Raw genomic sequence first — 19,261 nt, 5'->3', positions numbered from 1 at the left:
TGCTACCTGCAATGGGCGGCATGAGCGCACCCAGCTACACGATCGCCGTGCGCGCGCTGTGCGAGTTCACCGCCAAGACCGGCGACCTCGACCTGCGCTTCACGCCCTCGCGCAGCACGGCGTGGGCGTTGGTGCCGCCAAAGCCGAACGCGCTGACGCCGGCGTGGCGCGGCAACGCGCCGGCCGGCCACGGCGTCAGCGCGCGCACCGGATAGAAGGGGCTGGCGTCGAAGCGCAGGCGGGCATGGCTGCTCTGGAAGTGCAGCGTGGCGGGCAGCTGCCGATGGCGCAGCGCCAGCGCCACCTTGAGCAGGCCGGCCACGCCGGCGGCCGCCAGCAGGTGGCCGATGCCGGTCTTGACCGAGCCGATGCCGCATTGGCCGGCGCCGGCGCCGGCCTCGGCGCCGAAGACCCGGGTCAGCGCGCGCAGTTCGATCTGGTCGCCCAGCGGCGTGCCGGTGCCGTGCGCCTCGATATAGCTGACCTGGGCCGGACTGACGCCGGCCCGGGCGTAGGCCCGGCGCAGCACCTGCTCCTGTCCTTCCGGGGCCGGCGCCATGATGCCGATCGACTTGCCGTCGTTGTTGATGGCGCTGGCGGCGATGACGGCGTCGATGCGGTCGCCGTCGGCGAGGGCGCGTTCGAGTCGCTTGAGCACCACCACGCCGCCGCCTTCGCCCGGCACCATGCCGTTGGCGGCGCTGTCGAAGGTGCGGCAGACGCCGTCGGGCGACAGCGCGCCGGCCTGGGCGAACATTTCGTGGGCGTGGGCGGTGTACATCAGGTTGACGCCGCCGGCGATGGCCAGCGTGCAGTTGTCCTGCAACAGGTCGTTGCAGGCGTAGTGCAGGGCCACCAGCGACGACGAGCAGGCGCTGTCGAAGGTCAGCGCCGGGCCGGTGGTGTCGAGCGTGTGGGCGATCCGCGCCGCCACCATATTGAGCAGGTTGGCCGGCATCAGGCGGGTGTGCTGGGCGCCGCTGAAGTCCTGCCGGCGGCGGCGCACCGCGATCTCCTCCAGGTAGCTGTTGTGGCTGACCCCCAGATAGATGCCGACCTCGCGCCGGGCGTCGAGGCGGGCGCCGTTGCAACCGGCGTTGTCCATCGCCTCGTACGCCAGCTCCAGCATCAGGCGTTGCTGCGGGTCCATGATGCAGGCCTCGTCCTCGGCGATGCCGAAGAAGTCGGCGGCGAACAGCTCGGCGTCGGCCAGCGCCGCCATATGGAAGCTGCCGCGCGGGCTGGTCCAGCGCGCCGCCGGCACCGGCGCCGTGAAGCTGGCGCCGGCGCACAGATTGTCCCAAAACTGCGCCAGCGTGGCGGCGCCGGGGAAGCGGCCGGCCATGCCGATGATGGCGATGTCGCCGGCGCGCGCGGCCGGGGCCGGCGCCGCGATGGGGCCGGCCGCGGCCGGCGCCGCGTCGGCCCGCGCCAGATACTCGGCCACTTCGCGGATGCTGCGGCATTGCAGCAGCAGCGCGTAGCCGTACTCGCGGCCGGCGTGCTGCTCGACCTTGGCCAGCATCTCGATCGCCTGCACCGAGGTGCCGCCCAGCGCGGTGAAGGCGGCGTCCAGCGGCAGCGTGGCGGCCTCGCGCCGCAGCACGGCGGCCCAGATCGCGCGGATCGCGCGCTGGCCGGCGTCGGCCGGCGCCGCCTCCGGCGCGGCGGCCGGGGCGTGCTGGTGGAATTGCGCCAGCAGCGCGTCGAACTCGCCGTCGCGCACCTGTTCGGCCAGTTTGTAGCGCTGCAGCTTGCCGCTGGTGGTGCGCGGGATGCGGCGCGCCGGCAGCGCGGCGTCGACCGGGAACGCCAGGTAATCCTGGGCGCTCTGGCGCAGCTGGTGCAAGCGTGGCCAGTCGGTCTGCTTGCCGCGCAAGGTGGCGAACAGCAGCACCCGTTCGCGGCCGCTGGCGGCGTCGCTCAGGCCGCAGGCGACGACGGCGCCGTCCCTGAGGCCGTGGCGTTCGGCCAGGTGGCGCTCCAGGTCGGCCGTCATGACGGTGCGGCCGTTGACGAAGATGACGTCCTTGCGGCGTCCGGTGATCACCAGGCGGCCGTCGCACAGGCAGCCCAGGTCGCCGGTGCGCAGCCAGCCGTCGGCCGAGAACAGCCGGTCGGCGTCGACCCCGCCGACATAGCCGCTGGTGACGTTGACGCCGCGGATCTGCACCTCGCCCAGCCGCATAGGCGCCAGCACGGCGCCGTCGTCGCCGACGATGCGCAGCTGCACCGACGGCAGCGCGGCGCCGCAGTCGACGTATTCGAGCGCGTCGTCGCCGTCGCCGGCGGGCTGGGCCACGCCCTGCGCGATCAGCCGCTCGCGCGCGAAGCGATGCAGCAGCGGCGCCGCCGCGCTGACGGCCATGGTCACGGCCAGGCAGGCCTCGGCCATGCCGTAGGCCGGGCACATGGCCGCCGCGCGGAAGCCGTGCGGCGCCAGCCGCGCGCTGAAACTGCGCACCACCTGCGGCGAGATCGGTTCGGCGCCGTTGAACAGCAGCCGCAGGCTGGACAGGTCGAGGGCGCCGGCCGCGGCGCTGTCGAGCTTGTCGAGCACGTGCTGCAGGCCGAAGTTGGGGCTGCCGGTCACGCTGGCGCGGTGGGCGCCGATCTTGCGCAACCAGGCCAGCGGATCGGCGATGAAGTGCGCCGGCTGCATCTTGACCTGGGTCATGCCCACGTGCAGCGGCACCAGATGGAAGCAGATCAGGCCCATGTCGTGGAACAGCGGCATCCAGCTCAGCATGCGCTCGCCGGGCTGCAGCGCCGCCGCCTCGGCGATCTCGCGCACGTTGCACAGCAGGTTGCGGTGGCTGAGGCGCACGCCCTTGGGCACGCCGGTCGAACCGGAGGAGAACTGCAGGAAGGCCAGGTCGTCCGGCTCGCCCTGGTGGGGACGGGCCAGCGCCGCCAGGCCCTGGCCGGGCGCGTCGGCCAGCCAGGCCACGCCGTGCGCGGCCGGCGTCAGCCCGGGCGCCGCGTAGTTGGCGACCTGATCGGCGTCAAGCACGATCAGCGGCGCCTGCAGCACCCGGCACACACTGTTGAGTTTTTGCGCCGCTTCGGAATCGCGCACCCAGGCGCCGACCTTGGGCAGGATCACCGGCACCATGCCGCCGAGCAGCGCGCCCCAGAACAATTCGAGCTGGCGCCGCTCGCAGGCGATCTGCAGCAGCACGGTGCGGCCGGGCGCCAGCCCGTGCCCCTGCAGAAAGGCCAGCGTGCGCAGCGCGTCGCGGTAGAGCGCGGCGTAGCTGTGGGCCTGCTCGCTCTCGTCGCGGCTGATGTGGATGACGGCCTCGCTGGGCGCGTCGGAGGCGGCACGCCTCAGAAGGTCGACTAGTGTACGCAACATGTTCTCTGGTGGATGGACAGGGAGCGCCGGCCGGTGGGAGGCGGCATGGACGTAGCGCCCGGCCGGTCATTATCGGCGCGCGGCGGCGCAAGCGGAACGGCCCGGATTTCTTGCGTCCGGCGGCGTTTCATGCTTATAGCCGGCGCTGCCGCCGGCGTGGGTTTTTTAAAAAAAAAGCGGCAATTATGCGTTAAAAATCCGGATATGCCTAGAAATTCCGGCGCTATCGCTTAGCCGGCCGCTTGCCTATGATGTCGCTGTCACGTGCCGGCCGCAACGTCGCCGGCCACGCCCGGATGCGAGGCGCCGCCGACCCTCCCCACCTCTCTTTGCAGGCCATGCCGAGATGCATATTCAAATAGAATTGACCACCATCTGCAACTACGGTTGCTTTTACTGCGCCGGACGCGATATGGAGCAGCGGGATATCGATATGGCGCTGTTCGACCAGATCCTGCACCAGCGCCTGCCGCCGGGGCAGCACCGGGTCTCGCTGCAGGGGGAGGGCGAGCCGACCATGCATCCCAAGTTCTGGGAGATGGTGCAGGCCGTCGCCGCGCTCGGGCACACGCCGTACACCATCACCAACGGCAGCCGCATGAAGCCGGACAAGGTGGCGCAGTATTTTCCGCGCATCGGCATCTCGATCGACACCATCGATCCCGACGAGGCCGAACGCATCAAGCGTCACAACGTGGCCAAGGTGCTGCGCAACCTGGAGGAGCTGCTGGAGATCTACGAGCCCTGGCGGGTGGTGGTGCACACGGTCGACTACGGCCAGCCGCTCGACGCGCTGCGCGAGTACCTGGCGCAGCTGAAGATCAACAAGCACGTGGTCCAGGGGCTGCAGGTCAAGGACGACTACGCCAAGCGCTATCCGGGCCAGCTGCCGGTGACGTTCCACAAGCTGAAATACAACTGCGCCTATATCGACCAGCCGGTGATGCGCTTCTTCAACATCGACGGCGTGGAAATGCCTTGCTGCTACATCAAGGACGCCAGCAAGTTCACCTCGATCGAAGACATCCGCGACTCGCTGCTGCGCAAAGTGGTGCCCAGCGCCTGCGTCGGCTGCAATGAACTGCACGAGAACGAGACCAGCCGGTCCGGCGTGTTCCAAATTATGTGAGAAGGAAGAGTCATGAGTGTAAGCAATGAAGTGATGAGCAGGTTCTGCCAGGAGATCGGCCTCAAGCTCGATTTCGACGCCGTCGATCCGGCCGCCACGCTGCAGGAGCTGGGCGTCGATTCGATGTCGCTGGTGCAGCTGATGTACACGCTGGAGGATGAGTTCGGCGTGACGATAGGCACCCAGGAAATGCTTGAGATTAACACCGTGGGCGCGCTCAGCGCCATGCTGCGCCAGAAAATGGCGGGTGACGCGTCCACCCCGTCCGGGCTGGCGGCGGCCAACTGACGATGGATGGCGCGCCGCGCATCGCGCTGCTGACCTGGGGCTCGCACGGCGACGTCGTGCCCTTTGTCGCGCTGGGCCAGGCGTTGCGCGATGCCGGCTACGACGTGGTGCTGGCGGCCCAGCCTATGCATGCCGGCTTCGTGCGCGGCCATGGCCTGGCCTACGCGCCGGTCGGCAGCGACCTGGCCAGCGCCCGCTACCAGCAGTTGATGGACACGCTGGTGGACGAGCCGAATCCGCGCAAGCAGATGCAGATGCTGCTGCGCGACACGCTGCTGCCCGACCTCGAGCGCCAGTACAACGACAGCCTGCGGGCGGTGGCCGGCGCGCGGCTGGTGGTGGCGCACTGGATGCAGCTGGCGGCGCTGATGGCGGCCGAGACGGCCGGGTTGCCCTGCGTCACCGTCACCCTCAACCCGGCCGCGGTCGCCTGCCAGGAGCGGCCCGGCGGCGCCGGCGTCGGCCGCAACATTGGCCGTGAACTTGCCGACCATCTGTGGGGCGACGCCGTCGGCCGCTTCCGCGCCGGCGCCGGCCTGGCGGCGATCGATTCCGTGACGGCCTACCAGTACCGCGGCGCGCTGAGCCTGGTTGCGGTCAGCCGCCACCTGCTGCCGGCGCCGCTGGACGGCCACCAGGTGACCGGCTTCTGGCCGCTGCGCGAGGAGCGTGGCTGGACGCCGCCGGACGGGCTGCGCGATTTCCTGGACGCCGGAGAAGCGCCGCTGGTGATAAGCTTCGGCAGCATGGGCGGGCGCGCCGACGAAACGCGCGAGTTGCTGCTGGAGGCGATACGGCTGAGCGGACGGCGGGCCGTGGTGCAGGGCGGCTGGGCGCGCTGGAATGTCCGTTCCGGCCCGCCGACGCTGTACCACCTGGACTATGCGCCGCACGGCTATCTGTTCGCCCGGGCCGCCTGCGTGGTCCACCATGGCGGCGCCGGCACCACGGCCGCGGCGCTGCGCGCCGGCGTGCCGTCGGTGGTGGTGTGGCATTTGCTGGACCAGCCTTATTGGGGCAACGTGCTGGCGCAGGCGCATCTGGGGCCGCGCCCGCTGCAGCGGCTCGGCCTGACGGCCGGCGCGCTGGCCGACGCCATCGGCGCGGCGCTGGCGGACCACGGTTACCGGGCGCGCTGCGCGGCGATGGCCGCGCTGCTGGCCGGCGAGGACGGCGTGGCGCAGGCGCTGACGGCGATCGAAGCCTGCCTGCGCGCGCATCCGCCGGCGCGCCACGGCGCCGGACTGGCCGCGTGAGCGGCCGGCATCACATTTCACAGGAGAACACATGAAGCACCGGAGTATTTCAAGCGCGCTGCTGATGGCGGCGCTGGGCCTGGCCCGGGCCGCGCCGGCCGCCCAGCAGGCCAGCCCGCCGGCCGCCAGCGAGGCGGCCAAGCCGGTGGCGACGCTGGGCGAGGTCGACGTCAGCGCGCTGCGCGAGGTGGACGAAAAGCCCTACGACAAGATTTACAAGGGCATGGAACTGTTCCAGCGCCACCACGCGCTGGCGCCGGCGGCGGCGCTGCGCTTCCGGCTGTATCCGCGCGTGGCGCCGCTCGACACGGCGGGGCTGGTCGTCAAGCTCAGCGGCGACAAGCTCGACCAGACGCTGCCGCTCGACGCGCAGCTCGGCTTCAGCCTGCCGCGCGATGCCGCCGCCGCCGCCGAGGGCGCCTTCGTCAGCACCAACCGCCCGGCCAAGAGCTTTGCCTGGCGGGTCGACGTCCGCAGCCCCGGGGTGCCGGCCAACGCGCGCCGACTCGGCGATCTGCGGCTCGAGTGCAAGGTCGACCTGATGGCGGCCGACCTGGCGGCCGGCATCAAGACGCCGGCCTTCCACCTGCTGGTGGCCGCCGGCGTCGACCCGTGCAACAACCGCGGGGTCAGCATGCTGTATTTCGGCGAACGGCCGGTGTTCGGCGTGGCGCTGGTGGCGGGCAAGCGGCGCCAGGAGTTGCCGGCGTTCGCGCTGTTCGGCAGCAAGAGTCCCGACTTCGTCGCCGACATGCTGGACTGGAAATTGCTGCGCGACCGGCTGTATTACATCCCGCTGTGGGACGAGAGCTGGCCCGACGACACGCTGGTCGAGCTGACCTACGTCGACGACGCGCTGAACGGGCCGGCGGCCGCCGCCCATGGCCAACCCAAGGAGTAGCCTGACGATGAAGATAGCAGCGATAGTACTGATGGGCGCGCTGGCCGCCGGCCTGGGCGGTTGCGCCACGCGCGGCGCCGGCGGCGTGCGCGACCTGACCCAGGAACAGGCGGCAAGGGTGCTGGTGGTCGGCAAGACCACCAAGGCCGAGGTGCGCGCCGCGCTGGGCGAGGGCGAGGTGACGCCGTTCGCCAGCGGCGCCGAGGTCTGGGTCTACAGCTATGAGGAGGGCGCCGCCAGATTCGCCTCCTTCATTCCGCTGGTCGGCCGGCTGGCCAACAACGGCAGGACGATCAAGGAGTTGAAGATCATCTTCGGCGCCGACGGCGTCGTCAGGAAGTATCAGCTGCAGGATATCGCGCTGCAAATCGGCGAGAAGTAACACCCGGGCGGACGCCGGGCACTTTCCACGGGTGGGGTCTCATGAAATTACTGTCTTATATCTATCGTCACGCCGGCCGGCTGCTGCTGCTGGCCACGCTCAGCAGCATCGTCAGCGGCATCAGCGGCGCCGCCCTGGTCGGCGTCATCGGCAAGGGACTGGCCGGCGACGGCGCGGCGCTGCTGCCGCTGGCGGGCGCCTTCTTCGCGCTGTGCGTGCTGAACGTGGCCAGCAAGTCGTATGCGGAAGTGGCGCTGCTGCGCACCACGCAGACGGCGATTTTCCATATGCGCACCGAGATCAGCCGCAAGCTGCTGGCGACGCCGCTGCGCAAGCTGCAGGAGCTCGGCAAGCCGGGGCTGCTGACCATCCTGACCAAGGACATCGATATCGTCATCGGCGCGTTCCAGCTGTTGCCGGCCGCGTTCGGCAACCTGATCGTCATCGCCGCCTGCCTGGCCTACATGGCCTGGCTGTCGTGGCAGTTGTTCCTGATCTACGTGGTGTGCCTGGTGGTGTGCGTGGCCGGCTTCACGCTCGCCGAGCGCCGGCCGATGGCGCAGCTGGTGCGGGTGCGCCAGCACATCGACCAGCTATATGCGTATTTCCGCGACCTCATCGAGGGCAGCAAGGAGCTGCAGCTCAACGCCCGGCGCGGCACGCGGTTTGTCGACGATGTCATCGCGCCGTCGGCCGAGCGTTTTCGCCACGCGTACAGCGCCGCCATGATCGGCTACACCACCGTCAACAACGTCGGCATGATCCTGTTCTACCTGATCATCGGCGTGCTGCTGTTCCTGGTGCCGCTCTGGCTGCCGCAGGGCGCCGAGGTGCTGGCCACGACCACGCTGATCCTGATGTACCTGATCAAGCCGATCGCCGACATGACCGCGATGGTGCCGGCGCTGCGCCAGGCCGGCATATCGATGGACAAGGTGGAGCAGCTGAACGGCGCGCTGGACGCCCCGGCGCCGGGCGCCGCCGCGCCGGCGTTCGCGCGCCAGGCGCCGCTGCGCCTGCAACTGCGGCAGGTGTGCCACCGCTATCCGGGACTGACCGAGGACCACCAGTTCATGCTCGGGCCGCTGGACCTGACGATCGCCCAGGGCGAATGCGTGTTCATCATCGGCGGCAACGGCAGCGGCAAGACCACGCTGGCGATGCTTCTGCTGGGTTTGTACCTGCCGGAGGGGGGCCATATCGCGCTGAACGGCGAGGCCGTCACGGCCGACAACGTCGACCAGTACCGCCAGCATTTCTCCGCCGTGTTCGCCGACTTCCATCTGTTCGAGCATCTGCTGGTCGAGCGCGGCGCCGCGCTGGAGGCGCGCGCCACCGAGTTCATCGCCAAGTTCGGCCTGGCGCACAAGGTCAGCATCGAGGACGGCAAGTTTTCCACGCGCGATCTGTCGACCGGCCAGCGCAAGCGGCTGGCGCTGGTCTCGGCCTACCTGGAAGACCGTCCGGTCTATCTGTTTGACGAATGGGCGGCCGACCAGGACCCGGCGTTCAAGCGGGTGTTTTACACCGAGCTGTTGCCGGAGCTGAAGGCGCGCGGCAAGACCGTGCTGGTGATCAGCCACGACGACGGCTATTTCGACTGCGCCGACCGCATCATCAAGCTGGCCGACGGCCAGCTGCAGGCGGTGGCCGGCGAGCACGCCGCGACGCCCGGCGCGCTGCACGTAGCATGAGGAGCGATATGAGCAATCCGTGGTTGATACGCCGGCCGGCCCCCGGGCGCCGCCTGCGTCTGTACTGTTTCGCCTATGCCGGCGGCGGACCGGCGGTGTACGCGCCGTGGCAGGCCGCGCTCGATCCGGCGATCGAGGTGTGCGCGATCCAGCTGCCGGGGCGCGGCGCGCGCTTCGGCGAGGCGCCGTGGCGCGACATGGCGCTGCTGGTGGCGGCCATCGCCGAGGTGATCGAGCGCGACAGTCCGATGCCGTTCGCGTTCTTCGGCCATAGCCTGGGGGCGCTGCTGGCGTTCGAGGTGGCCGGCTACCGCCAGCGCCGCGGCTGGACCGCGCCGGTGCATCTGTTCGCCTCCGGCTGCAACGCGCCGCAGCGGCGCAGCCCGTCGCTGGACTTGCACTTGATGGGCGACGCCGAGTTGATCGAGTCGCTGCGCGAGTACAACGGTTCGCCGCCCGAGGTGCTGGCCAACCGCGAGCTGATGACGCTGCTGCTGCCCATGGTGCGCGCCGACTTCCTGCTGGCCGAGACCTATGCCTACCAGGCGCGCGCGCCGCTGGACCTGCCGGTCTCGGTGCTGGCCGGCCGCGACGACGAGCACACCACCGCCGCGCAGCTGGAGGGCTGGCAGTTGGAGTCGCGCCAGCCGTGCCACATCGAGTGGTACGAGGGCGACCATTTCTTCCTGAACCAGTGCCGCGAGCAAGTGATCGAGTTTGTCGGAGCGCAACTGGGCCTGCTGACGGCAAGCTGCCGCGCCTAGCGCGCCGCAATTGAGCATGAAAGCGCGAAGTCTGCAAATAATTTGCGCCGTTGGTGTTGCGCGTCGTCTGTAAGACAATGGCCCGCCATGACGCCGGCCGGCCATGGCCCCCGCGCGCGATCGAACCGTAAGCCGGCCGCGCCGGGCGCACCGGCTATTTTCTCCACCGCCAGAAGGAACGTTTTTATGTGTGGCATTGCAGGCACTCTTGATTTGAACCACCAGCGCGCGACCACCGAGGGCATGCTGGTCCATATGGCCAATCAGCTGATCCACCGCGGACCGGACGATGCCGGCTACTGCCTGAAAAATGAAGTGGGCCTGGCATTCCGGCGCCTGTCCATCATCGACTTGAAGCACGGCAATCAGCCGTTCTTCAGCGAAGACGGCCGCATCGTTTCGATCTGCAACGGCGAGATCTACAATTACCGCGAATTGCGCCACGAGCTGCAGCAAAAGGGCTATCGCTTCAAGACCGAATGCGACGTCGAGGTGCTGATCCCGCTGTACCAGGAATACGGCCTGGAGTTCATGAAAAAGCTGAACGGCCAGTTCGGCTTCGCCATCTTCGACGATGCGCAAAAGCAGTTGCTGCTGGTGCGCGACCACGTCGGCATCTGCCCGCTGTTCTATACGGTGGCGGCCGGCAGCCTGGTGTTCGGTTCCGAGATCAAGGCGGTGATCGCCCATCCGGCGGTCAAGCGCGCGGTCAATCTGCGCGGCCTGGACCAGGTGCTGAGCTTCCCCGGCAGCGTCAGCCCGACCACCATGTTCGAGAATATTTCGGCGCTGCGCCCCGGCCACTACCTGCTCGTCAAGACCAACGGCGCGATGCAGGAAAAGGAGTACTGGGACCTCAATTTCGCCACCACCACGCCCGACCACGGCGACGACGGCCAGTATCTGGACGAATTCGACGAGATCCTGCGGCGCGCCGTCAAGGACCGCCTGAACGCCGACGTGCCGGTCGGCTACTACCTCAGCGGCGGACTCGATTCCTCGCTGATCGGCAGCGTGGCGCAAGCGGTGGCGCCCGATCCGCTGCGCCATTCGTTCTCGATCGCCTTCGACGACGCCGAGCACGACGAGCGCTCCTTCCAGCGCGCCTACACCCAGCACATCGCGTCCACCCACCACGAAATCCAGTTCGACTGGAAGCAGGTGGCCGAACGCCTGCGCTCGGCGGTGTATTATTCGGAGGCGCCGCTCAAGGAATCGTACAATACCTGTTCGCTGGCGCTGTCCGAGCTGGTGCGGGACAGCGGCGTCAAGGTGGTGCTGACCGGCGAGGGCGCCGATGAATTGTTCGCCGGCTATGTCGGCTACCGCTTCGACGCCATGCGCGCCGGCCAGGTCGACGGCGTGCGCGAACTGGACGAAATGCTGGAGGACGAGGAACGCAACACCTTATGGGGCAGCAAGAGCTTCTTCTACGAGAAAAACTACCTGGCGCTAAAGGCGGTCAAGCTGGACCTGTACAGCCCGGCGGTCGGCGCGCGTTTCGGCCAGTTCAACGCGGTGCGCAGCGACCTGTTGCAGCGCGCCAAGATGAAGGGGCGCCACCCGATCCACCAGCGCTCGTATGTCGACTTCAAGCTGCGCCTGTCGGACCATTTGCTGGCGGACCACGGCGACCGGGTGTCGTACGCCAACTCGATCGAGGCGCGCTATCCCTTCCTCGACATCCGCATGGTGGAATTCGCCGCGCGCCTGCCGCCGCGCCTCAAGCTCAACGGCCTGGTGGAGAAATACATCGTCAAGGAGGTGGCCAAGCGCTATCTGCCGGCGTCGATCTTCCAGCGCGAGAAGTTTCACTTCGTCGCGCCCGGCAGTCCGGCCCTGCTGGCGCAAAACATCGACTGGGTCAACGAGCTGCTGTCGCCGGAAGTGATCGCCAAGCAGGGGTATTTCAACCCGGAGACGGTGGAGCGTCTGAGGAAGGTGTATTCGCGTCCGGGATTCAAGTTGAACCTGCCGTTTGACAGCGATTTGCTGATGACGGTGCTAACCTTCGGCATCTTCCTGCAAACCTTCGGGATGCCGGACCATTGACGCGGTCGGCCGGCCCGCCAGAGAGCGAGGACATTGATGCATGAAGCGGCGCTGAAGCGCGGCGTGCGGCGCCTGGCGCCGCTGGCCTGGGTGTTGCTGGTCCATTTGCTGCTGTTATGGCTGCTGAAGGGGGCCGGCATGTGGCGCGCCGTCCCGGCCGCGCACAGCGAGGTCACGGTCCGGCTGCTGGCGGCGTCCGCGCCGGCCGGCGGCGCCGACGCCGCGCCGCCGGCCTTGCCCCTGGTGGAGGCGCCGCGCGTGACGGTGCCGGCGCCGCTGCCGGTGCTGGTGGTGGTGGAAACACCGGCGCCGGTGCCGGTGGCGGCGCCGGCGCCGGCATCCGGCGCCCAGAGCGGCGCCCAGGGCGGCGGCGCCGGCGCCCAGGGCGGCGCCGCCGCCGGCGGCGAGGGCGGGCGGATCAAGACCATCAGTTCGGAGGTCGAGTATCTGCGCAAGCCGTCGCCGGAATACCCGGCCAAGGCGCGCCGCGAGCACGAGGAGGGCGACACGCTGATGCTGGTGCTGGTGTCCGAGGCTGGCGCGCCGCTGCGCGCCAGCGTGGAGAAGTCCAGCGGCTCGGCGCGGCTGGACGAGGCGGCGCGCGTGGCCGTCATGGGGGCCTTGTTCAAGCCCTATATGGAAAACGGCAAGGCGCTCAGCGTGTACGCGCTGGTGCCGGTCAAGTTCCGCCTGAGCCGGGGTTAGGCGCGGCGTCCGCGCCCGCGCCGCCGGCGCCTACCGGCATCGACGCCGTCGATGCCGCACCGAGCTTGCTGTCGCAGATGAGAGAACTTTTGATGAAAAATGAATTTCAAGCATATTTTGATGTCGATAGCCTGGCCAACGCGCCCGAACTGTTGTCTGGCGCGCTGCGCATCATGGGCGACTGGCTGGCCGGTACCCGCCCGCAGCCCTATCCGACGCTGTCGATCGCGGCGCTGAAACAGCGCTTCGACTGCGCCGGCATGCCGGCCGAAGGCATGCCGCCCGAAGCCTTGCTGCGGGCGCTGGAGAGCGAGGTGTTCGAGCACTCGATACAGCTGAACCATCCGAAATACATCGGCCACATGACCCAGGCGCTGCCGTGGATCTCGGTGCTGGCCGAGGCCTTCATCGGCGCCCTGAACCAGAACCAGGTGAAGGTCGAGACCGCGTATGTGTCGACACTGATCGAAAAGCAGGTGATCGGCTGGTTCCATCAGCTGTGTTATCAGAACAGCGAGGCGTACTACGCCGACGCCTTCAACGCCACCAGCACGGCGCTGGGCAATATGGTCAGCGGCGGCACCACCGGCAACCTGACCGCGATGGCGGTGGCGCTGGAGCGGCGCCTGCCGGGCGTGCGCAAGCACGGCCTGTATGCGGCCATGCGCCAGGCCGACTGCGCCGGCTTCGCGGTGCTGGGCTCGGCCCGCATCCACTACTCGATGAAGAAGGCGCTGGCCACCCTCGGGCTGGGGGAGGAGGCGATCCACGCGGTGCCGGTGGACGCCGACAACCGCGTCGACCTGGCGGCGCTGGAGCAGCGGATCGCCGTGCTGAAAAGCCGCGGCATACAGATCCTGGCGCTGGTCGGGATCGCCGGCACCACCGAGACCGGGGCGATCGACCCGCTCGAGGCGCTGGCCGGCATCGCCCGGCGCGAAGGCGCCTGGTTCCACGTGGACGCGGCCTGGGGCGGCGCGCTGATGCTGTCGCCGGCGCATCGCGCGCTGTACCGCGGCGTCGAGCTGGCCGATTCGGTGGTGATCGACGGCCACAAGCTGCTGTGGGTCAGCATGGCGCAAAGCGTGGTGCTGTTCAAGGACAGCGCCAGCCTCAATTCCCTGAAACACCATGCCAACTACATCATCCGCAGCAGTTCCGGCGACCTCGGGCAGACCTCGCTGGAGGGCTCGCGCCGCTTCGACGCGCTCAAGCTGTGGCTCTCGTTCAAGTTGCTGGGCACCAATGGCTACGCGGCGCTGCTGGCGCAGTGCGCGCGCCTGGCGCAGTCGATGCAGGAATTGATCGGCAACGACGAGGACTTTGAATTGATCTCGGCGTCGCCGACGTTCATCCTGACCTACCGCTACGTGCCTTACCGCATGAAGCGGGAGCTGGCCGCCTATGCCGAGCAAGGCCGGCTGGACCAGGCGGCCGCGCTCAACGGGTATCTGAATGCGCTGAATATCGCGTTGCAGACACGGCAGAAGGAAACCGGACTGAGCTTTGTTTCGCGGACGATATTGGAATCGACCCGCCACGGCGGCGACATCGATGTGCTGCGCATCGTGCTGAGCAACGTCAATACCAGCACCGTGCATCTGAAGGAAATCCTGGCGGAGCAGCGCCTGCTGGGCGAGCGCCTGCTGCAGGAGCTGGCGCGGCCGGAATCGCGCTGAGCACGGCGCCGCCGGGCGGCGGCGCTGGCGCCGCCCCCTTTACGCGGCTAGCCCAGCAGGCCGCAACGGTTGGCGGCACGCACCGCTTCGCCGATCTTTTCGACGTTGAACTTGTCCTTGATGATGTCGAATTTACGGTACAGATTGCTGGGTTTCATGCTCAGCTTGGCGCCGATCTCGGACACTACGCAGCCGTTCTTTGACAGCTGCAGCAGCTGGATTTCTTCCTCGTTGAGCTTGAATTTCTCGGCCGCCTTTTCCCGCAGGTGGTTGATCCACCAGTCCATCAGTTCCATGCCCAGCGCCCGGTAGAAGATGCGGAAGGTCTTCAGCAGCGGCTCGCCCACTTCCGGCGGGGCGTCGGAGCCGACGTACAGCATGCTGAGACGCTCTTCCACATTGTTGCTGCTGTGGGTGGGCACCAGCATGCCGCTGAGAAAACCATATTTCCCCGCCATCTGCAGCATGTCTTGCTGGCCCTGGGTTCTGGGCAGCACCGCGCTGCCGCACACCGGCGATGAGTTGCGCTTGGCGTATTCAAGAAACGGGTCGTTCATGAACCAGCGGCGCTTGTTGTACAGCTCGCACCATTCATCGTCGGAACTCATGACATGGCGTTGGCTGAACTGCTCCGGCATGTGGTCGTCGGTGATATGGATCGAGTAGACGTAGGACGTGGCCCCCAGGTCGCAGATCAATCGCTGGGTGAAGGCGGTCAGTTCGGCCGGACTGTTGCAGGCGTGAATTTGCTCTAGAGCGGAATAGGCGTAGGTAGTGACTGACATGGAGAGAAAGCTTCGTTGTTGTTAAAAACGGATGGAATTTTCCGATGGTCTGTAACCATGACCGTTCTTCGACGATGGCAGAATTGTAATGAAAACGCCGTGCTTCGACACCTGACAATATTGCTAGTTATTTAATGCCGCCGTGGCGGCGGCCAGCCGTGGCCGATCGGCCGCCGCAGCCGCCCTTTAATTTTGCCAAACCTTTAAGTATGCACCAGGATGACAAAAACGCAAAGAAAACCAGGTGCTTTTTGATGCGTGCCGGCTTGCATGATAATTCTCCCGTCCGTCGTCGGACCGGCTTGCGCGGCTGCCGTCCTGGCGCGCCGACGCCTCTCCCCAATCAGTGCGGCAAGACCAGATCGGAGTCTCTTCATGGTGGAAAAAATAGGAATTTTGGGTGGCATGGGGTCGGCTGCAGGCCTGTATTTCGCCCAGCAGCTTATCGCGCTCAACACGACGGCCAAGCAGGACGTCGACCATGTGCCCTTCATCCTGTATTCGGATCCCCACATCCCGAACCGGGTCGAGGCGTTCCTGAACCGCAGCACCAATCCGGCGCCGTCGGTGGTGACGTCGCTGGACAAGCTGGCCACGCTGGGCGCGAACTTCGGCGTCGTCATCTGCAACACCGCGCACATTTATTTCGATGAAATTTCCGACCAGGTCAAGATGCCGTTGATCAATATGGTCGAGAACGCGGTCGAGCATATCGAGGCCAGCTTCCCGCAAGCGCGGGTGGGCCTGCTGGCCACCACCGCGACGGTCAAGTCGGGCTTGTACGCCCGCCACTTCAGCAAGCTGAACCGCTCGCTGGCCATCCCCGACGACGACGACCAGGCGCGTTTGATGGCCGCCATTTTTGATACGGAGTTCGGCATCAAGGCCACCGGCAACTTGCCCAGCATGAAGGCGATCGAAGTGTTGATCGAGGTCGCCACCCGCTTGCGCGAGCGTTCCGGCGCCACCCATTTGATACTGGGGTGTACTGAGCTGTCGTTCGCCATCCAGGGGCATCGCTGGGCCGGCTTCCAGATCATCGATCCGGTCAAGGTGCTGGCGCAGCACTGCCTGGACCGCCTGGCTTCGGCGCGCGGCAATATTTATTCGATTGCCGCCTAGCATGGCGGCCGTCTCCCAACCACTGAAGGATGAGATTCTGATGTCGCAAGTATTGCCCTATGTATGGCCGGCCGGCGCCGATGGCGCCGATATCCACGAGCTGTTGCAGAACCGCCGGCCAGAGCTGGACCGCCTGCTGCTGGAGCATGGCGCGATTCTGTTACGACATTTTGACGTCGGCACGATGGAAAAGTTCCAGAGCTGCACCCGGCTGCTGGCCGGCGCCGCCGCCGCCTACATCGACGGCAACTCGCCGCGCACCAAGCTCAGCGAAAGTATCTACACCTCGACCGAGTATCCGGCCGAGCTGAGCATTTCGATGCACAACGAATTGTCGTACAGCCATGCGTGGCCGGCGCGCCTGTATTTTTGCTGCATCACGGCGCCGCGCAGCGGCGGCAGCACGCTGATCGCCGACAGCCGCGCGCTGTTGCGCGAACTGCCTCCGGAAGTGCTGGCCGCATTCGAGGAAAAAGGCGTGACCTATGTCCGCAACCTGCACGGCGGCGCCGGCGCGACCATCGGCAAGTCATGGCAGCAGACCTTTGAAACCGAGCAGCGCTCGGTGGTCGAACAGTACTGCAGGGATGGCGCGATCGAGTATGCATGGAAGCCCGATGGCGGCATCCGCCTGATCCAGCGGCGCCCGGCCACCGCGCTGCACCCGCTCACCGGCGAACGGGTCTGGTTCAACCAGGTCGACCAGTTCCACCCGTCGACCAATCCGCCTGATGTCTACCAGGCCATTATGGAAATCTATGGCGACGATCCGTTCGAGATGCCGCAATACGGTTGCTTCGGCGACGGCACGCCGATTCCCGACAGCATGCTGGCGGCGGTGCGCGACGGCATGGCGCGCCTGAGCGTGGCCTTCCCGTGGGCGGCCGGCGACATGATGATAATAGACAATATGCTGACCGCCCACGGCCGCTCGCCGTTCACCGGCGCGCGCAAAATCCTGGTTTCGATGAGTAATTGAGTCCCTCCTTGCTTGCCATGCGCGGCCAGGGCGCGCCAGCGCGCCGGCCACGCCACCCGACCCCGACAATGAAAGAACTCGCTATGCCTACCCGCCGCCATCCCCCCGCCGCCAGCCCGGCCAGGCCGCCTTCCGATGCTTGCCGGCTTGCCGGCCCGCGCGGGCGGGAGCGCTAGATGCGCGCGCGCGGCAAAAAACGCCTGGCGTTCGGCGCCGGCTTGCTGGCCGCCGTGGTGGGCGGCGCCTCCTATCTGCAGGCCAACCAGGAAGCGGTGGTGCCGGTGTCGAAATTCCATACGACCACCGTCGACGTCGGCGACATCACCCAGACCGTGACGGCCACCGGCACCATCAACCCGGTGGCCCTGATCAACGTCGGCTCGCAGATGTCGGGCACGGTGGCGGAGCTGAACGCCGACTTCAACGACCATGTCAAGAAGGGCCAGGTGCTGCTGAAGCTGGACCCGACCATCTTCAACGCCGGCGTCCGCAAGTCGCAGGCCGCGCTGGCGTCGGCGGCGGCGTCGCTGCGGCTGGCGCAGGCCACGTTCGAACGCAACGAACGCCTGGTGGCGCAAAACTATATGTCGGCGCTGGTGCTCGACCAGGCGCGCCGTGAACTCGACGTCGCGCAAGCCAATTTCGAACTGGCCAAGGCTGAATTGGCGCACGCGCAGGCCGATCTCGACAACAGCGTGATCCGCGCGCCCATCGACGGGGTGGTGATCAAGCGCACCATCGAACTCGGCCAGACGGTGGCGGCCGCGTTCACCACGCCCAATCTGTTCCAGATCGCGCAAGACTTGACCAAGATGCAGATCGACACCAACGTCTCGGAGGCCGACGTCGGCGCGCTGAAAGACCGGCAGGCGGCGCGCTTTGTGGTCGACGCCTATCCCGACAAGGAGTTCGACGCCACCATGCGCCAGTTCCGGCTGGCGGCGACGGTGGCGCAAAATGTCGTCACCTACAATGTGGTGCTGGACGTGGCCAACCGCGACGAACTGCTCAAGCCGGGCATGACGGCGCAGGTGCGGCTGGTGGTGGGCAACCGCCAGCACGTGCTGCGCATCCCGACCGCGGCGCTGCGTTTCCGGCTGTCGGACGAAGAGTTGGAAAAGGAGGCCAGGCTGCAGAAAGAGCGCCGTGGCGGCGCGGCGGCGCCGGCCGCGCCGGCGGCGAGCGGGGACGATGTCGCCTTCCTCAGCAAGAGCGAGACCGCGCGCTCGTTCAAAATCTACAAGCTCGACGCGCGCAACCAGGCGGTGCCGGTCGACGTGCAGATCGGCTTGTCGAATTTCCGCTACACCGAAGTGCGTTCGGGGGCGATCAAGCCGGGCGACAAGGTGGTCGTCCGCGCGCTGACGCCGGGCAGTCCGGGCTTGCTGTAATGGGCGCGCGCAGCGCCGCGGCCGGCGCTCTGATCGACATCCGCCAGGTCACCAAAAGCTATTTCTCCGGCGGCATGGAAACGCGGGTGCTGCACGGCATCGACCTGCTGGTTCCGCACGGCGATTTCGTCGCCGTGATGGGACAGTCCGGCTCGGGCAAGTCGACCTTGATGAATATCTTCGGCTGCCTGGATCAGGCCAGCGGCGGCACCTATCTGTTGAATGGCGTCGATACGCTGTCGCTGTCGCGCGCCGAACTGGCGACCATCCGCAACCGCACCATCGGCTTCGTGTTCCAGAGCTTTAACCTGATCAAGCGCATGAGCGTGGCGGAGAACGTGGCGTTGCCGCTGATCTATGCCGGCGTCTCGCGCCGCCGGGCGCACGCCAAGGCGCTGACGGAACTGGAGCGGGTCGGCCTGAAGGACTATGCCGGCCGCACGCCCAACCAGTTGTCCGGCGGGCAGCAGCAGCGGGTGGCGATCGCGCGCGCCCTGGTCGGCGATCCGCCGGTGCTGCTGGCCGACGAGCCGACCGGTAACCTGGACACGCAAACCAGCATCGAGATCATGGCCTCGTTCCAGCAGCTTAACCGGGAACGGGGGATCACCATCCTGCTGGTCACCCACGAGCCCGATATTGCGGCCTACAGCAAGCGGCTGATACGGCTCAAGGATGGCCGCGTGCTGTACGACGGCGCGCCGGACGCCGAACTGGCCGCGCCGGCGGCGCACATACCAAACTATGCATAAGGTCGCCTCCGGCGACCGGATCGG

15 protein-coding genes and 1 pseudogene are annotated in these 19,261 nt (G+C 67.4%); 14 read left to right on the top strand and 2 right to left on the bottom strand.

Features of this window, described 5'->3' with window-relative positions; translation table 11 throughout:
• Nucleotides 1-142 precede the first annotated feature (142 nt).
• Nucleotides 143-3,358: pseudogene (locus tag RUGAMON1_RS25480) on the bottom strand (beta-ketoacyl synthase N-terminal-like domain-containing protein); the annotation flags it as partial.
• Nucleotides 3,359-3,704: 346 nt separating this feature from the next.
• Here RUGAMON1_RS25480 and RUGAMON1_RS25475 point away from each other — a divergent pair.
• The 10 genes from RUGAMON1_RS25475 (at nt 3,705) to RUGAMON1_RS25430 (ending at nt 14,208) form a co-directional block, all read left to right on the top strand.
• Nucleotides 3,705-4,487 carry a radical SAM protein gene (locus RUGAMON1_RS25475; RefSeq protein ID WP_445233151.1) on the top strand — a complete coding sequence of 261 codons (783 nt, stop codon included), beginning with the start codon at nt 3,705-3,707 and terminating at the stop codon, nt 4,485-4,487.
• A gap of 12 nt (nt 4,488-4,499) precedes the next feature.
• Nucleotides 4,500-4,775, top strand: a complete 276-nt coding sequence (locus RUGAMON1_RS25470) for an acyl carrier protein (RefSeq protein ID WP_445233150.1) — start codon at nt 4,500-4,502, stop codon at nt 4,773-4,775.
• Between the two features lie 2 nt (nt 4,776-4,777).
• Entirely contained in the window at nt 4,778-6,031 is a 1,254-nt protein-coding gene (locus RUGAMON1_RS25465; RefSeq protein ID WP_445233149.1) for a glycosyltransferase, read from the top strand.
• 31 nt (nt 6,032-6,062) lie between these two features.
• Complete coding sequence (locus RUGAMON1_RS25460; protein ID WP_445233148.1) at nt 6,063-6,932, top strand: hypothetical protein; 870 nt, start codon at nt 6,063-6,065, stop codon at nt 6,930-6,932.
• Nucleotides 6,933-6,939: 7 nt separating this feature from the next.
• The gene (locus RUGAMON1_RS25455; RefSeq protein ID WP_445233147.1) at nt 6,940-7,314 is read left to right on the top strand and encodes a hypothetical protein; all 375 of its coding nucleotides are present in this window, start codon (nt 6,940-6,942) and stop codon (nt 7,312-7,314) included.
• Between the two features lie 41 nt (nt 7,315-7,355).
• The gene (locus RUGAMON1_RS25450) at nt 7,356-9,008 is read left to right on the top strand and encodes a cyclic peptide export ABC transporter (RefSeq protein ID WP_445233146.1); all 1,653 of its coding nucleotides are present in this window, start codon (nt 7,356-7,358) and stop codon (nt 9,006-9,008) included.
• An 8-nt stretch (nt 9,009-9,016) separates the two neighbouring features.
• Nucleotides 9,017-9,772, top strand: coding sequence for a thioesterase II family protein (locus RUGAMON1_RS25445; protein WP_445233145.1), 756 nt, complete (start codon nt 9,017-9,019; stop codon nt 9,770-9,772).
• A 186-nt stretch (nt 9,773-9,958) separates the two neighbouring features.
• Entirely contained in the window at nt 9,959-11,824 is a 1,866-nt protein-coding gene (gene asnB, locus RUGAMON1_RS25440; protein ID WP_445233144.1) for an asparagine synthase (glutamine-hydrolyzing), read from the top strand.
• Nucleotides 11,825-11,860: 36 nt separating this feature from the next.
• Nucleotides 11,861-12,529 (top strand): energy transducer TonB, encoded by a 669-nt coding sequence (locus RUGAMON1_RS25435; protein WP_445233143.1) that lies wholly within the window; start codon nt 11,861-11,863, stop codon nt 12,527-12,529.
• A 92-nt stretch (nt 12,530-12,621) separates the two neighbouring features.
• Nucleotides 12,622-14,208: a pyridoxal-dependent decarboxylase gene (locus tag RUGAMON1_RS25430; RefSeq protein WP_445233142.1), complete on the top strand. Its 1,587-nt coding sequence runs from the start codon at nt 12,622-12,624 to the stop codon at nt 14,206-14,208.
• Between the two features lie 47 nt (nt 14,209-14,255).
• Here RUGAMON1_RS25430 and RUGAMON1_RS25425 read toward each other — a convergent pair whose 3' ends face one another.
• Nucleotides 14,256-14,993: a helix-turn-helix transcriptional regulator gene (locus RUGAMON1_RS25425; RefSeq protein ID WP_445233141.1), complete on the bottom strand. Its 738-nt coding sequence runs from the start codon at nt 14,991-14,993 to the stop codon at nt 14,256-14,258.
• A 270-nt stretch (nt 14,994-15,263) separates the two neighbouring features.
• Between RUGAMON1_RS25425 and cuyB the strand changes: the two genes are divergently transcribed.
• The 4 genes from cuyB (at nt 15,264) to RUGAMON1_RS25405 (ending at nt 19,237) form a co-directional block, all read left to right on the top strand.
• A complete protein-coding gene (gene cuyB, locus RUGAMON1_RS25420; protein WP_445233140.1) occupies nt 15,264-16,115 on the top strand; it encodes a cysteate racemase in 852 nt (283 codons plus the stop codon).
• Nucleotides 16,116-16,155: 40 nt separating this feature from the next.
• Nucleotides 16,156-17,094 carry a TauD/TfdA family dioxygenase gene (locus RUGAMON1_RS25415; protein ID WP_445233139.1) on the top strand — a complete coding sequence of 313 codons (939 nt, stop codon included), beginning with the start codon at nt 16,156-16,158 and terminating at the stop codon, nt 17,092-17,094.
• Between the two features lie 176 nt (nt 17,095-17,270).
• Nucleotides 17,271-18,485 carry an efflux RND transporter periplasmic adaptor subunit gene (locus tag RUGAMON1_RS25410; RefSeq protein ID WP_445233138.1) on the top strand — a complete coding sequence of 405 codons (1,215 nt, stop codon included), beginning with the start codon at nt 17,271-17,273 and terminating at the stop codon, nt 18,483-18,485.
• Nucleotides 18,485-19,237: an ABC transporter ATP-binding protein gene (locus RUGAMON1_RS25405; protein ID WP_445233137.1), complete on the top strand. Its 753-nt coding sequence runs from the start codon at nt 18,485-18,487 to the stop codon at nt 19,235-19,237. Before RUGAMON1_RS25410 ends, RUGAMON1_RS25405 begins: the two co-directional genes overlap by 1 nt.
• The last annotated feature ends 24 nt before the right edge of the window (nt 19,238-19,261 follow it).

The organism is Duganella rhizosphaerae, from assembly GCF_040364205.1.
Taxonomy (GTDB): domain Bacteria; phylum Pseudomonadota; class Gammaproteobacteria; order Burkholderiales; family Burkholderiaceae_D; genus Rugamonas; species Rugamonas rhizosphaerae.
Note: the sequence above shows the minus strand (reverse complement) of the source record. Positions and strands in the feature narration are given on the sequence as shown.